Here is a 13,143-nt window from a genome sequence, read left to right on the forward strand (position 1 = left end):
GGGCCGTGGGCATCTCCATCACCGCGGCCGGGCCCGCCGCCGCCCGGGCACGGCCGAGGACGGGCCCGGGCCGGTCGAGTGGCTCGGCACCCTCCGGGCACACCTGGATTCCTGACGCCTGGCGCGGCTAGTGTCCTCTTTCGACGGACGGCACATCGAGAACGTACGGCGGGGGCGATGACACCGGACCAGCGGGGACAGGGACAGAACGAGCAGCGGGCCACCCGACAGCGGCGGACGGACCCGACCCACCTCAACATGTGGCTGACCTTCGCCGGCACCGTGCTCGCCGCGGTGATCGGCGGCATCTTCGCCCTCATCGCTGCCGGCGGCGACGACGATCCGGCGGCACCCGCCGCCGACAACGTCGCGCCCGCCGCCACCACCGCTTCGCCCCCAGCCGCCCAGCCGGCTCCTTCGGACGCGTCTGCCTCCACCGGACCGAGCTCCGCGACGGGCGTACCGGTGCGGTGGTCCGGGCGTCTCGTCGTCTCCGCGGTCCCGAGCCTGAGCGACGCCGTCGACCTGGACCGGGAGCCGCCCCGGGCCACCGACGACACCGCGGCCGCCGCCGATCTCAGCCTCGGGCGGCTCGACGCCGGGGAGGTCGACGTGGGCAAGGCCGCCCTCGGCCTGCCGTCCGCCTTCGCCCTTTGGGACGGTTCCGGCACACCGGAGTTCGCGCAGTGCCAGGAGGCGTCCCTGGCTCAGGGCGTGGCGAAAGTCACCGCTGTCGAGACCGGGGCGGTCATCTGTGCGCGGACCAACCAGGACCGCATCGCCCGCCTCACCGTACGCAAGATCGACAGCCGCCAGGACTCGGTCACCTTCGACGCCGTGGTCTGGGACAACGACTGACCGGCCGGTCTCGGCCGGGCTGACCGCACCGTCGTGCTCAGCTCAGCCCGCGTCGGTACGCGCCTCGATCGCCCGCACCACAGCCGCCATGTCCTCCGCACCGTGGCCGAGCGCCAGCGCCTCCCCGAACAACCGGTGGCACTCGTCCAGCAACGGCGACGCGATCCCGGCCGACCGCGCCGCGTCGGCGATCAGCTGGTTGTTCATCAGCACGTCCCGGATCGACGCCTGCACCGTGAAGTCCCGGCTGACCAGCTTCTCCACCTTGACCCGGGAGACGCCACTGGCCATCGGCCCGGCGTCCAGCACGCCCCGCAGCAGGTCCAGGTCGAGACCGTGCCGCTGGGCGAAATGCGTGGCCTCGGCCAGCCCGGTGACCAGGCTGATCAGGAACAGGTTCACCGACAGCTTCATCAGCAGCGCCTGCGGGACCGGGCCGCACTCGACGACCTCGCGGCACATCGGGGCCACCAGCGGGCGTACCTCTTTGACGGCATCGGGATCGCCGGCCAGCATCCCGACCAGCTCGCCGGCCACCGCCGGGGTCCGCGACCCGGACACGGGCGCCTCCACATAGCGCCCGCCGGCCGCCACGACATCGTCACGCAGGGCAGCCGAATACTCCGGCGCGGTGGTGCCCATGTGCACGATCGTGTGCTCTTGCACCAGCTCCGCGAAGCCCGGGCCGCCACGGCCCAGGACCTCGTCGATCGCGTCGCTGCCGGAGAGCATGAGCAGCACGATCCGGGCCTGGGCGAAGACATCGGCCGGCCGGTCCGCGAGACTCACCCCGGGCACCGACCGAGGGGTACGCGACCAGCCGACCACCGGCACCCCGGCCGCGGCGAGGTTGCGGGCCATCGGCTCACCCATGATGCCCAGCCCCAGAAAACCGACGTTCTCGCTGTGATCCATGGCCGTACGGTAAAACGCCGGCCGCCGCCCCGGCTGCGGCCAATTCACGACTCCTGGCTCAGCTCCGGCCGTTGGCGTAGACGACGCGGAAGCCCAGGTGATCCGACAGGGCCGTCCAGCGGGACGAGCGCATCAGGCGTTCCGCGCTGTCGATCTTGCCGCCGTTGACCAGCGTGTTGAGGACCACGGTTTCGAAGGCCGCCGATTCCACCCAGTCGATCGACTTGGTGAAGCCGCAGAGCATGGCCGCCTTGGTCTCGTGCAGGAAGTCCTTCAGGACGCGGTCGGAGGCGCGCAGGACCAGGCAGCTGCCGAAGTACAGGATGCGGCCCGCGCACCGGCCCGACATCCAGGCCGCGATCTCGTCCAGCTCGACCGTCTGCTTGCTGGTCAGGCACAGCTGGGTGGGCTGGCCGTGCAGGGCGAAGAAGCCCACCTTGTAGTCGGCGTACTTGCGGGACAGCCAGGTGTCCAGGTAGTAGTGCAGCTCCTCGGTGGTGGCCGTGTCCCGGTGGATGTAGCGGATGCTGCCGAGCCGTTCGAGCAGTTCGAGGGTGGGCAGCACCGACCCGCGGCTGTTCAGGTCGTCCTCCCACTGCCCCTCGACGCAGAACACTCCCCCGGCCTTGGCCACGACGCCCCCTGACAGCTCAGCACGAAAGGTCGACGCTAGCCCACCGGCGGTCGATCGACGGGGCTGCCCGACCTATCGGGCAAATGCCTCACACCTGGGGGGCACTTACCCGGAAGTGCCTTCTTAACGATCTCCGATTCTCGACGCATGATGGATCGGTGACCGATGTGCAGAAGCAGTCCGCTCCCCCGCCCCCGCCGCCTCCGGCGCAGCCCGCGAGCACCCCGCAGCCGTTGATCGTGCTGGGTGCCGAGGATGCCGCGACCTGCACCGACGGGATGTGTGGCTGACGTGGCCGGCGTTCTGGTGGAGATCTGGTCGGACATCGTCTGCCCGTGGTGCTACATCGGCAAGCGGCGGCTCGAGACCGCGCTGCGCACATTCGAGCACGCCGATGACGTGGAGCTGGTGTGGCGCAGCTTCCAGCTCGACCCGACGATCGGAAGGGGCACGGCCGAGCCGGTCTACGACGCCCTGGCCAAGAAGTTCGGCGGGTCGAAGGACCAGGTCAAGGCCATGACGGCGCAGGTCGCCGAGCTCGCCGAGGCCGAGGGCCTGCACTACGACTTCGCGAGTGCGGTGAGCATCAACACATTCGACGCGCACCGGCTGATCCACCTGGCCAAGGCGCACGGGCTGGGCGCGGAGGCGCACGAGCGGCTGATGCGGGCCAACCTGATCGAGGGCGCGACGCTGGACACCGAGACGCTCGTCCGGCTCGGAGCCGAGATCGGCGTGCCGGCGGCGGAGGCGCAGCGGGTGCTGGCCGGCGACGACCACACCTCCGACGTCGAGGACGACATCCGCCAGGCCCGCCTGTACGGGGCCTCCGGCGTGCCGTTCTTCGTGCTCAACCAGGCCTACGGCGTCTCCGGCGCCCAGTCCGCCGACGTGTTCCTGCAGGCGCTGCGCACCGCGTACGAGGCGGCGCCGGCCCGCTGAGTCAGCCCGCCGGCGAGCCCAGCACGAAGTCCGCCCAGCCCGAGCGCACGCCGTTGACCTGCAGTTCGACGGCGTGCGCGCCGGGGTGGTAGCGCCGGGTGGTGATCTCCCGGAACGAGTGCCGGCGCTCCAGCGACAGCCGTTCCCCGGGTCCGAGCGTCGCCGTGGTCAGCTTGAACGTCTTGCCGGTCTGCGTGCCGTTGGCCTTCCGGTGGTGCACGACGTAGTCGATGGCCAGCGTGGCCGCGGCGTCCCCGGTGTTCGTCACGGTCGCGGTGAAGGCCAGCTCGCCGCCGAAGGGCACCTCGCCGGGCGCGATGAGCGGGCCGGTGACCTCGACGGTGGCCGGGGCGAAGCCGAGCAGGGCCAGCGCGCCCGGGTGCCCCTGCTTGACCAGCGTGCGCAGGCCGTGCCGGACCAGCCGGGGTGTGTGCCGGTCCGGCTCCGCGAGCCACCCGGCCGCGGTCCGGACCACCAGGTCGCCGTGGTGGCGGCTCAGGTCGTTGAGGTGGTTGGCCACCGAGCGGCGCACGTACTCGCTGTCGTCGCGGTAGAGCGCCCCGATGATCTCCAGGGTGTGCTCGGGGCGGTCCAGCAGCGCGGGCACCCGTTTCGCCCAGGGCAGGAAGGGCCGGGTGCCCTCGGAGGCGAGCCGGCGTACGTGCTCGTCCGGCGAGCCGGTCCAGGTGGCGACGATGGCCAGCGCCCGGTCCGGGTCGTGGTCCAGCAGCGTCCGGATGGCGAACTCGGCGGTCAACCGGCCGGTGAGGGCGGCCAGCAGCGCCATCGCGTCGTCGAACGCCGTACCGCTGCCGTCGGTGACCGCGCGGGCCGCGACCGCGCCGGTGACCGGCCAGATCAGCCAGCCCTCGAACGGCAGCGGGCCGGCCGCGGCGGTCCGGACCGTCGCGGCCAGCTCCGGGTAGCCGCCCGGCAGGTCGGCGAGCAGGCCGTCGCGCAACAGGTCGCTGCGTTCGCGCAGCGGGCGTCCGGCCAGGTCACCGGCCGCGGTACGCAGCGACGGCCACCCGTTGCCCGGTGCCGCGGCAGCGAGCGCGGCGATCAACGCCCGGGCGGTCTGGTCCCCGATGAGCTCGTCGGCGAACGGCACTGCGGATCTCCCCTGGCTCGGCTGCGGCGGACACCGCACATCGTGCCAGGGCGCCCTCACAGCAGGCCGGAGCGCCGCCACAGGGCCATGCCGGGCCCGCCGATCAGGTCCAGCTCCCGCAGGTACGCGACGATCCGCTCGCCCGCCCAGCGCATCGTCTCGCGGTGGTACGGGTTGGCCCGCGCCGCCCGCCGTCCCACCTCGGGCTCGATGCCGACGGACCGGTAGACCTGCGGCGAGATGATCCGGGTGCCGGTCAGGTAAGCCGCCCGCGCGATCACCACCCGGTCGAACGCGAGCCGCCGGGTGCCCGCCGCGCGCACCTGGCGGGCGAGCTCCTCGCGGGCGTAGCGCACGTGCCGGGCCTCCTCGATGACGTGGATCCGCGACACCATCCGGACCAGCGGCTGCACCGTCTCGTCGGCCGCCGCCTCGCGTTGCAGGGCGTCCAGGATCTCCTCGGCGATGAGGATGGCCGCGTACATCCGGGGGCCGGTGGCGGTGGCGGCGATCCACTTGCCCAGCGCGTCGTCGAACGCGCCGACCCGGTAGACCGGGCAGTCCAGTTTGGCGATCATCCGGCCGAACATGACCGAGTGCCGGCACTCGTCGGCGACCTCGGTGAGGGCGTACTGGGAGTGGGCTGCGGTCGGGTCGGCGCGGTAGTACTCGCGGATCAGCAGCTGCATGAGGATGGTCTCGAACCAGACGCCGAGCCCGGCGATGCTGGCCACCTCGTGCCGGGTCAGGGTGATCCGCTGCTCCTGGCTGAGTCCCTGCCACAGCTCGGTGCCGTAGAGGCTGGACCGGTGCTCCGGGGTGTAGAACCGGTCGGTCGCCAGCGGCGCGTCCCAGTCGATCTCCACTTCCGGGTCGTACGAGTGCTCGGCCGACGAGCGCAGCAGCCGGGTCGCGGTCCGGTCGCGGTCGGAGACGACCATGGAGAACCTCCAGAGGGGTTGACGTTACCGGAAGTAACAGCTACTTCTCGTACTATGAACTCTGCCGATGAAGGCGTCAACCGTCCCGACGGGCGCAGCCGCCGCTGGGCCGATCACCGCGAGCGCCGCCGCGCCGAGCTCGTCGAGGCGGTGATCGAGGCGATCCGCGAACTCGGGCCCGAGCCCGGCATCGACGCGGTGGCCGCGCACGCCGGGGTCAGCAAGCCCGTGCTCTACCGCTACTTCGAGGACAAGTCGGGGCTGTGGCTGGCGGTGGGCCGGCAGGCGGCGACCGCGGTGGTCGAGGCCATCGCGCCGGCCGTGGCCGCGGTCCGGGAGGAACGGGAGGTGGTCGCCGCCGCGATCGACGCGTACCTGACGTTCATCGAGGCGGACCCGCACGTATACCGCTTCGTGGTGCACCAGCGCGGCATCGCCCGCGACACCGACGTGGTCGCCGACGCGATGGACACCGTGGCCAGCGGGCTGGCCCGGATCCTGGGCGACCGGTTGCGCGCGCTGGGCCTGGACTCGGGGCCGGCGCTGCCGTGGGCGTACGGGATCGTGGGTTATGTCCAGACGGTCGCCGACTGGTGGCTGCGGCAGCAGCAGCCGATCAGCCGGACCGCCCTGGCGGAGTATCTGACGACGTTCCTCTGGGGCGGCATCGCGGGCATCCGCGCCGCTGCCGACACTCCGGGCGGGCTGGCGGTGACGGGGCGATGATCGAGGACATTGTGGGCGGGGACGGCCGGGACGAGGACTACCGCGGCGAGGCGACGATCGAGACCGGCGAGCTCAGCGTCACCGTCGCGGTACGGCTGTCCGCGCACTTCGAGCCGATCGAGGGCCGCTACCGCTGGGCCGGGCGGGCCGCTCCCGACGACACGCTCACGGCGCAGCTGCGGGCCGGGCTGCGCGAGGCGACCGTACGCATCGGCGGCGTGCCGGCCCGGGCCCGGCTCGGCGAGCCCGATCCCTGGGGTGGGGTGCGCCTCACCGGGACGGGTCGGCCGCCGTGGCACGCAGCTCCCGCGGGCTGACCCCGAACCAGCGGCGCGCCGCCCGGCTCAGCGCGGACTGCTCGGCCAGCCCCACCATGGCCGTGACCTGGCTCAGCGGCAGGTCGGTCTGGGTGATCAGCCGGGCCGCGGTGACCCGCCGGACGTCGTCCAGGATGGCCTCGAAGGTGGTGCCCTCGGCCGCGAGGCGGCGCTGCAGGGTCCGCGGATGGGTCCGCAGCAGCCGGGCGATCGCGCCCACCTCGACCGGCGAGGTGCCCAGCGCCTGGGACAGCAGCAGGTGCACCCGGTCGGACACGGACCGGCCCGGCGCCGGGAAGTGGCTGGTGATGTAGTCGACCGCGATGTCGCGCAGCACCTGGTTGCCGCCCGGCACGGCCATGCTGGCCAGACCGCCGGGCACCCGCAGCACCGCGTCCGGGCGGTCGAAACGCACGTCGGCGCCGAAGAACGCGGTGTAGCTGCCGACCGGCGCGAGCGGCGCGTGCGGCAGGTGCACCGAGCGCAGGCCGTACGGGCCGCCGTGCAACAGCACGATGATCCGGTGGAACAGGCCCAGCCCCAGGTCGACGACCTGCGGTGGCAGCGGCTCGGCCTCCGTGCCGCGGTAGAGCAGGCCCACCACGCCGGGCCGGCCGGCCGGGTCCGGGATCTGCGAGACGGTCAGCGCCGGGCTGTGCACGAACAGGAAACGGTTCGCGGTCTCCAGCGCGGCGCCGAACGTCGGGGAATTCTCGATGGCCAGGGCGAGCGGGCCGAGCACGGTGGCGTTCTGCTGCCCGGCCAGCCGCAACCCCAGGTCGGGGCAGTCCAGCTCGGCCGCGGCCGTCTCCAGAATGCGCCCGGCCGCCGGCGACGGGATCACCGCGTCGTCGGAGTCCAGCGCGGGCGCGGGCACCCGGAACCGGGCCAGCAGTGCCGCGCCGTCGCCGCCCAGCCCGTCCACCAGTTGAGGCAGTCCACGCAGGGACGCCGCCCGCACCATCGAGTCCATGCCGAACCCTAACCGCGGTGTCGCGCAGAGGTAAATGAGTGTCGCGTGAAGACAAGTCGGCGCCGGGCGCGGTGACCGAGACTGGCGCCATGGCCGAACACTTCGACGTGCTCATCATCGGCGCCGGGCTGTCCGGGATCGGCGCGGCGTGGCGGCTGCAACAGGAGCGGCCGGGCACCAGCTACGCCATCCTCGAGGCTCGCGACGCCATCGGCGGGACCTGGGACCTGTTCCGCTACCCAGGCGTGCGCTCGGACTCCGACATGTTCACCCTCAGCTACCCGTTCCGCCCCTGGCAGGGCGACCGTTCGCTGGCCTCGGGCGAGAGCATCCGCGAGTACATCCAGGACACGGCGGACGAGGGTGGCATCACGCCGCACATCCGCTTCGCCGCCCGGGTCGTCGCCGCCGACTGGAGCGCCGGCCGCTGGACCGTCCGGCTGGCCGGGGGCGAGACCCTGACCTGCCGTTTCCTGTACGCGTGCGCCGGCTACTACGACTACGCCCGGGGCCACCAGCCGGACTTCGCCGGGCTCGACGACTTCACCGGCCGGTTCGTGCACCCGCAGTCGTGGCCGGACGACCTGGACCATGCCGGCAAACGAGTAGTGGTGATCGGCAGCGGGGCGACCGCGGTGACCCTCGTGCCCGCGATGGCCGAGACGGCCGCCCACGTCACCATGCTCCAGCGCTCGCCGTCGTACCTGACCGTGCTGCCCGGGCGGGACGTGGTCGCCGACCTGTTGCGCCGGCGGCTGCCCGCCCGCGTCGCCCACAAGGTGGCCCGGGCCAAGAACATCGTCCTCTCGCAGGGCTTCTACCAGCTCGCCCGGCGCCGCCCGGAACGCGTCAAAGCCATCCTGCGCCGCTTCGCCGTCCGGCACCTGGCCGACCCGGCCTACGTCGACGAGCACTTCACCCCGGCCTACCAGCCGTGGGACCAGCGGCTGTGCGTGATCCCGGACGGCGACCTGTTCGCGGCGATCAAGAACGGCACCGCCTCGATGGTCACCGACCACATCGAGCGGTTCGTGCCGGAGGGCATCCGGCTGCGCTCGGGCCGCACGCTCGAGGCGGACATCGTGGTTTCGGCCACCGGGCTGTCATTGCTGCCGATCGGCGGTGTCACCCTCACCGTCGACGGCCGCGAGGTCGAGCCGGGCAAGAGCGTCGCGTACCGCGGGGTGATGCTCAGCGGGGTGCCGAACTTCGCCTACTGCATCGGCTACACCAACGCCTCGTGGACGCTGCGCGCCGACCTGTCGCACCGGTACGTGTGCCGGCTGCTGGCCTTCCTGGACAAGAACGGGTACGTCAGCGCCACCCCGAACGAGGGGCCCGGCAACCGGCGGCCGCTGCTCGACCTGACGTCCGGCTACGTGCAACGAGCGCTGGACCGCTTCCCGCAGCAGGGCGACAAGGACCCGTGGACCGTCCGGCAGAACTACCTGCTCGACGTGCTCACCACCCCGCGGGCCGACGTACGCCGGGACATGACCTTCACCCGATCCACCGCCCCCGTGCTGGAGGAGATCCGATGACGCGGCTGAGCCCGTACCGTTTCCCGGGCCGGACGGCCGTGCTGACCGGAGCCGCCAGCGGCATCGGTGAGCAGCTGGCCCATGGCCTCGCCGCCCGCGGCAGCGACCTGGTCCTCGTCGACCGCGACGCGTTGCGGCTCGACGCGGTCGCCGAGCGGATCCGGGCCACGCACCCCGACCGCGCGGTCGAGACGCTGGTCGCCGACCTCGGTGACCGGGCGGCCGTGCTGAGCACCGCGGCCGGCATCCGCGAGCGGCACCCGACGATCGGCCTGCTGGTCAACAACGCCGGGATGGCGCTGGGCGGGCGCTTCGACCAGCTCGACGTGGCGCAGTTCGAGCAGGTGATGGCGGTCAACTTCACCGCGCCCATGCTGCTCATCCACCACCTGCTGCCGGCCCTGACCGCCGAGCCGGGCAGCCACCTGGTCAACGTCTCCAGCCTGTACGGGCTCATCGCACCGCCGGGACAGTCGGCCTACAGCGCCAGCAAGTTCGCGCTGCGCGGGCTCAGCGAGGTGCTGCGCGGCGAACTGCTGGAGTCGGGCGTGGGCGTGACGACGGTGCATCCGGGTGGCATCCGTACCCGGATCGCCGAGAGTGCGCAGATCGGCGCGGGAGTGCCGGCCACCGAGGTCGAGCCGCAGCAGCGGGTCTTCGCCGCCCTGCTGACGTATCCGCCGGAGAAGGCGGCCCGGGAGATCCTCGACGCCGTCGAGCGGCGCCGCGCCCGGGTGCTGATCGCCGCGAGCGCGAAGATCCCCGACGTGCTCGCCCGGCTGCTGCCGGTGAGCCACATGCGGGTGATCGGGCGGCTGACCGCCGCGGCCGGTCGCCGCGCCCGTACGGCGGTGACCCGGTGAGCGGCCCGGGACCGGTGCGGGAGCTGACCGTCCGCGGCGCGCGGATCCGGGTGCGCGAGAGCGGCGACCCCGGCCACCCGCCGGTGCTGCTGCTGCACGGCATCGGCCGCAGCCTGGAGGACTGGGATCCGCAGCACGAGCGGCTGGCCGGCGACCACCGGCTGATCAGCGTCGACCTGCCGGGCTTCGGGCTGTCCGAGCCGCTGCCGGGGCGGGTGACCCTGGCCGGGCTGGCCGACGGAGTGGCAGCCACCGTCGACGCGCTCGGCGAGGACCGGCCACTGCACGTGATGGGCAATTCACTGGGCGGCGCGGTGGCGATGCAGATGCTCACCGCTTCTCCCGACCGGATCGCCACGCTGACCCTGGTGAACAGCGCCGGCTTCGGCAAGGAAGTGGCGCTGGCATTGCGTATTCTCGCCGTTCCGGGCCTCGGTAAGCCGTTGTTGCGGCGCATCGATGCTCGCTCCGCGTATCGGATCGAACGCAGCCTGTTCCATGACCGCGCGCATGTGACCCAGGAGCGGGTGGACCTTGCCCTGCGGGTGGCGGCGCGGCCGCACAATGCCCGGGTGTTCCTGGAGACCGCGAGGGAGCTGGGCACCCTGCGGGGCATCCGCGCACCCTGGCGGGAGACGCTGTTGGGCCAGGTCACGGCCCACGCCCGGCCGGCGTTGATCGTCTGGGGCGACCGCGACCTGATCCTGCCGGCGGCCCACCTGGCCGCCGCCCGCGCGGCCTTTCCGCACGCCCGGACCCATTTGTTCCCCGACACCGGGCACATGCCGCAGATCGAGCGGGCCGACGATTTCGCCGACCTGGCCCGGGTGTTCCTGGCTGCCCATTCCTCCAGCGTTTAGCGCAAAGTCAGCGGGCCGTTCCGGAGAGAAATTGTATTGGCGCTTGCAACTTAAGATACGTTTCCCACGTCTTGTTGCACAGTTGCTCTCCGGAAGGACCGCCCTTTGCGACCCCGCTCCGCCACGATGGCGCTGGTGCTCCTGCTGCTGCCGGCGATCGCTGCCGCGCTCGTGCTCGGCGCCGGCGCCCCGGCGCGGGCTGCCGTGGCACCACCGGCGATCGCCAACGGCGAGGACGCCGTGCCGGGCCGGTACGGCTTCGCGGTGAAGCTCACCATGACCGGCATCCCCGAAGCGGGTGGCGGGCGCCGCGACAGCTCCTGTACCGGCGCGCTGGTCGCACCCCGCTGGGTGATCACGGCCGGGCACTGCTTCAAGAACATCAAGGGCACCCACGTCTCGCGCCTGGTGGCCCGGCTGACCACCGCCACCGCCGGCCGCACGGATCTGTCCGGCACCGCGGGGCACAAGGTCAAGGTCATCGCGGTGCGCCAGTCCTCGACGACCGACGTGGCGCTGGCCCGGCTGGCCGAGCCGATCACCGACATCGCCCCGGCCAAGCTCAACCGCAAGGCGCCCAAGGTCGGCACGATCGTGCGCCTGGCCGGCTACGGCCGTACGGTCGACGACGACCCGTCGAGCCTGGCCACCCACCTGCAGACCGGCCAGTTCAAGGTCGCCTCGCTCAGCCGCGCGTACGTCGGCATGCGCGGTCACGCCCCCCGCGCCACCACCAGCCCCTGCTCGCAGGACTCGGGCGGCCCCTACTTCACCCAGCAGGACGGCGACGCGGTGCTGATCTCGGTGGTCAGCCACGGACCGTCGTGCCCGCACGCGAAAGTCGACCTGAGCGGGCGGATCGACACCATCGCCGGCTGGATCACCGGCATCATCGGCCGCCCGGCACCGGCCACGAAGGCGCCGTCGTCCAAGGCGTCGTCCAAGACGCCGGTGAAGAAGCCACCGGCCGCGACACCGAGCGCCCCGCCGGCCGACGACAGCTCGCTGGCGGCCGCGGTCCGCGGCCCGGCCGCCGATCCCGTGGTCCGCACGGCGCTGGCCACCTTCGTGGTCGTCGGCTTCGGCGCGGTGCCCGCCCTGGTCCTGGGCAACCGCCGGCGTAGGCGCGACCACCAGCGCAGCGGCGTGCGCCGGCACCGCCGCTGACCCGCCTCCGCTCGCCCACCGCCGGGCAGGATGAAAGTATGTGCTGATGGACGCGGTCTCGTCCCGCTCCGTCGGGGACCCCTCGGAGCTTGCCGCCCTCATCGGCGACGACACCGACGAGCTCTACGACAACGCCCCCTGCGGCAATCTCGCCACCCTGCCCGACGGCACGATCGTGCGGGTCAACTCCACACTGCTGGGCTGGCTCGGGCACACCCGCGAGGAGCTGGTCGGGCGGCGGCGCTTCGTCGACCTGCTCACCGTCGGTGGCCAGGTCTTCCACGAGACCCACCTGGCGCCGCTGCTGCGGATGCGCGGCGAGATCAACGGCATCGCCCTGGAGCTGCGGGGCGCCGACGGCACCCGGCTGCCGGTGCTGGTCACCGCCACGGTCAAGACCGGCGCCGACGGCACCCCGCTGATGGTGCGCACCACGATCTTCGACGCCCGCGAGCGCCGCGCGTACGAGCAGGAGCTGCTGCGGGCGCGCCGCGACGCCGAGGGCGACCGGGAACGGCTCCGCGGCCTGGTCTCCGGCCTGCAACGCAGCCTGCTGCCGGTCAGCCTGCCCGCACCGGCGGGCATGCGCACGGCCGGGCACTACCGGATGGCCTCACCCGACGAGGTCGGCGGCGACTTCTACGACCTGTTCCCGCTCAGCGAGGGCCGCTGGGGGTTCTTCCTGGGTGACGTCTGCGGCAAGGGCGTCGAGGCGGCGGCCGTGACCGCCGCGGCCCGCTACACGCTGCGCGCCGCCGCCGTCTACGACCCCACGCCCGAGGCGGTCCTGCGCAACCTCAACTCGGTGCTCCACCAGGAGTACCGCAGTCAGGCCCACCGGCACTGCACGGTCGTGTTCGGCCTGCTGACCCCGGACGGGACCGGCTGGACGGCCACCATCGCCGGCGGCGGGCATCCGCCACCGCTGCTGCTGCGCCCCAACGGCACCGCCCGCCACCAGCACACCACCGGCGGCACCCTGATCGGCATCATCGCGGAACCCCGGCTGGTCAGCCGGACGCTGCGGCTGGACCCGGGCGACACTCTGGTGCTGTACAGCGACGGCCTCACCGACGCGAAGACCGGCGATGAGCGCTACGGCAGCGAGGCCCTGGAAGCGTTCGCCGGCACGCTGACGCCCATCGACGCGCCCGGGGCCGTGGCGGCGTTCGTGGAGCTGCTGGGCACCTTCGACGAGCTCGACGACGACGTCGCCCTGATGGCCATGAGTGTCGACCGGCCCGGCAGTGCCGTGCCACAGGGGATTGCTCCGGCATGAGGACGGCGGTCCCCCT

At 72.7% G+C, this 13,143-nt stretch carries 15 protein-coding genes; 10 read left to right on the forward strand and 5 right to left on the reverse strand.

Annotation, left to right across the window (positions count from 1 at the left end):
* Positions 1 to 177: 177 nt before the first annotated feature.
* On the forward strand, positions 178 to 858 hold the full coding sequence (locus ACQP2Y_RS27495; protein ID WP_433717916.1) for a hypothetical protein: 681 nt from the start codon (positions 178 to 180) through the stop codon (positions 856 to 858).
* 42 nt (positions 859 to 900) lie between these two features.
* On the opposite strand, the gene ACQP2Y_RS27500 is transcribed toward ACQP2Y_RS27495, so the two are convergent.
* Both ACQP2Y_RS27500 and ACQP2Y_RS27505 read right to left on the reverse strand, forming a co-directional pair.
* Positions 901 to 1,773 carry an NAD(P)-dependent oxidoreductase gene (locus ACQP2Y_RS27500; protein WP_433717917.1) on the reverse strand — a complete coding sequence of 291 codons (873 nt, stop codon included), beginning with the start codon at positions 1,771 to 1,773 and terminating at the stop codon, positions 901 to 903.
* 58 nt (positions 1,774 to 1,831) lie between these two features.
* Positions 1,832 to 2,407, reverse strand: coding sequence for a DUF6642 family protein (locus ACQP2Y_RS27505; RefSeq protein ID WP_360831319.1), 576 nt, complete (start codon positions 2,405 to 2,407; stop codon positions 1,832 to 1,834).
* A 158-nt stretch (positions 2,408 to 2,565) separates the two neighbouring features.
* On the opposite strand from ACQP2Y_RS27505, the gene ACQP2Y_RS27510 reads away from it, so the two are divergent.
* Positions 2,566 to 2,697: a hypothetical protein gene (locus tag ACQP2Y_RS27510; RefSeq protein WP_360831322.1), complete on the forward strand. Its 132-nt coding sequence runs from the start codon at positions 2,566 to 2,568 to the stop codon at positions 2,695 to 2,697.
* A 1-nt stretch (position 2,698) separates the two neighbouring features.
* Positions 2,699 to 3,349, forward strand: coding sequence for a DsbA family oxidoreductase (locus tag ACQP2Y_RS27515; RefSeq protein WP_433717918.1), 651 nt, complete (start codon positions 2,699 to 2,701; stop codon positions 3,347 to 3,349).
* A gap of 1 nt (position 3,350) precedes the next feature.
* Here the strand turns inward: ACQP2Y_RS27515 and ACQP2Y_RS27520 are convergent, their stop codons facing one another.
* Both ACQP2Y_RS27520 and ACQP2Y_RS27525 read right to left on the reverse strand, forming a co-directional pair.
* On the reverse strand, positions 3,351 to 4,460 hold the full coding sequence (locus tag ACQP2Y_RS27520) for a DNA alkylation repair protein (RefSeq protein ID WP_433717919.1): 1,110 nt from the start codon (positions 4,458 to 4,460) through the stop codon (positions 3,351 to 3,353).
* A gap of 56 nt (positions 4,461 to 4,516) precedes the next feature.
* A complete protein-coding gene (locus ACQP2Y_RS27525; protein ID WP_433717920.1) occupies positions 4,517 to 5,401 on the reverse strand; it encodes an AurF N-oxygenase family protein in 885 nt (294 codons plus the stop codon).
* Positions 5,402 to 5,455: 54 nt separating this feature from the next.
* Between ACQP2Y_RS27525 and ACQP2Y_RS27530 the strand changes: the two genes are divergently transcribed.
* Both ACQP2Y_RS27530 and ACQP2Y_RS27535 read left to right on the forward strand, forming a co-directional pair.
* Entirely contained in the window at positions 5,456 to 6,127 is a 672-nt protein-coding gene (locus ACQP2Y_RS27530) for a TetR family transcriptional regulator (protein ID WP_433717921.1), read from the forward strand.
* On the forward strand, positions 6,124 to 6,444 hold the full coding sequence (locus ACQP2Y_RS27535) for a DUF4873 domain-containing protein (protein ID WP_433717922.1): 321 nt from the start codon (positions 6,124 to 6,126) through the stop codon (positions 6,442 to 6,444). The genes ACQP2Y_RS27530 and ACQP2Y_RS27535 overlap by 4 nt, the downstream gene beginning before the upstream one ends.
* Here ACQP2Y_RS27535 and ACQP2Y_RS27540 read toward each other — a convergent pair.
* Positions 6,398 to 7,417 (reverse strand): AraC family transcriptional regulator, encoded by a 1,020-nt coding sequence (locus tag ACQP2Y_RS27540; RefSeq protein WP_433717923.1) that lies wholly within the window; start codon positions 7,415 to 7,417, stop codon positions 6,398 to 6,400. The genes ACQP2Y_RS27535 and ACQP2Y_RS27540 overlap by 47 nt on opposite strands.
* Positions 7,418 to 7,506: 89 nt before the next feature.
* Between ACQP2Y_RS27540 and ACQP2Y_RS27545 the strand changes: the two genes are divergently transcribed.
* From ACQP2Y_RS27545 to ACQP2Y_RS27565, 5 genes are all read left to right on the forward strand, one after another.
* Complete coding sequence (locus tag ACQP2Y_RS27545; RefSeq protein WP_433717924.1) at positions 7,507 to 8,958, forward strand: flavin-containing monooxygenase; 1,452 nt, start codon at positions 7,507 to 7,509, stop codon at positions 8,956 to 8,958.
* Positions 8,959 to 8,963: 5 nt separating this feature from the next.
* Positions 8,964 to 9,821: an SDR family NAD(P)-dependent oxidoreductase gene (locus tag ACQP2Y_RS27550; RefSeq protein WP_433732084.1), complete on the forward strand. Its 858-nt coding sequence runs from the start codon at positions 8,964 to 8,966 to the stop codon at positions 9,819 to 9,821.
* Positions 9,818 to 10,681, forward strand: a complete 864-nt coding sequence (locus ACQP2Y_RS27555; protein WP_433717925.1) for an alpha/beta fold hydrolase — start codon at positions 9,818 to 9,820, stop codon at positions 10,679 to 10,681. The genes ACQP2Y_RS27550 and ACQP2Y_RS27555 overlap by 4 nt, the downstream gene beginning before the upstream one ends.
* A gap of 105 nt (positions 10,682 to 10,786) precedes the next feature.
* Positions 10,787 to 11,848, forward strand: coding sequence for a S1 family peptidase (locus ACQP2Y_RS27560; protein ID WP_433717926.1), 1,062 nt, complete (start codon positions 10,787 to 10,789; stop codon positions 11,846 to 11,848).
* A 46-nt stretch (positions 11,849 to 11,894) separates the two neighbouring features.
* A complete protein-coding gene (locus ACQP2Y_RS27565; RefSeq protein WP_433717927.1) occupies positions 11,895 to 13,127 on the forward strand; it encodes a PP2C family protein-serine/threonine phosphatase in 1,233 nt (410 codons plus the stop codon).
* The last annotated feature ends 16 nt before the right edge of the window (positions 13,128 to 13,143 follow it).

Origin of the sequence: Actinoplanes sp. CA-051413 (assembly GCF_050955795.1) — a bacterium.
Taxonomy (GTDB): domain Bacteria; phylum Actinomycetota; class Actinomycetes; order Mycobacteriales; family Micromonosporaceae; genus Actinoplanes.